We start from the raw sequence: 914 nt of genomic DNA, 5'->3' as shown, positions 1-914 counted from the left end.
TTTTGCAGCGCCTCCCTAGACTCTACACCTCTTAAGGTCGTTATCGGCCACACCTGCTGTTTCTTCATCTTTCAAGGAACCCAAAGCATGCGCCGCGTGGTATTCAATCAGAAGGGCGGTGTAGGCAAATCGAGCATCGCCTGCAATCTGGCTGCAGTCAGCGCTCACGAAGGCTATCGGACGTTGTTGATCGATCTCGATGCCCANNGCCAACTCGACTCAGTACCTCACCGGCCTTACCGGTCAGGATATTCCGATGGGTATTGCGGAGTTCTTCAAGAACACACTGTCAGCAGCACCGTTCGCCAAGAAAAACCACGTTGATATCTATGAAACACCTTTCGATAACCTGCATGTGGTCACGGCCACTGCCGAGCTTGCCGACTTGCAGCCCAAACTTGAGGCAAAGCACAAGATCAATAAGCTGCGCAAACTGCTCGACGAATTGAGTGAGGATTACGAGCGGATTTATCTGGATACGCCGCCAGCACTGAACTTTTATGCGGTTTCGGCGCTTATTGCGTCTGATCGTGTATTGATTCCGTTCGACTGCGACAGCTTTTCCCGACAGGCGCTGTACGGACTGATGCGCGAGATCGAGGAGCTGAAAGAGGATCACAACGAAGATCTTCAGGTTGAAGGCATCATCGTCAACCAGTTCCAGCCCCGAGCCAGCCTGCCGCAGCAGATGCTCGACGAGCTGATAGCCGAGGGGCTGCCGGTGTTGCCGGTCTACCTGGGCGCATCGGTGAAAATGCGCGAGTCGCATCAGGCCAGCCTGCCGCTGATCCACCTGGACCCCCGTCACAAGCTGACGCAGCAGTTCGTGGACCTGCACACTTGCTGGAGACCAATGCCCATCCGTGATGGGTATGCACCGCGCGTAGCACTCAGCGTTATACACAAGTCCGCTT

At 55.0% G+C, this 914-nt stretch carries 1 pseudogene; it reads left to right on the top strand.

Going from position 1 to position 914, the window contains the following annotated elements:
• Nucleotides 1-87: 87 nt before the first annotated feature.
• A pseudogene (locus ALO64_RS15010) lies at nucleotides 88-867 on the top strand (ParA family protein).
• The last annotated feature ends 47 nt before the right edge of the window (nucleotides 868-914 follow it).

Origin of the sequence: Pseudomonas meliae (assembly GCF_001400515.1) — a bacterium.
GTDB lineage: Bacteria > Pseudomonadota > Gammaproteobacteria > Pseudomonadales > Pseudomonadaceae > Aquipseudomonas > Aquipseudomonas amygdali.
Note: the sequence above shows the minus strand (reverse complement) of the source record. Positions and strands in the feature narration are given on the sequence as shown.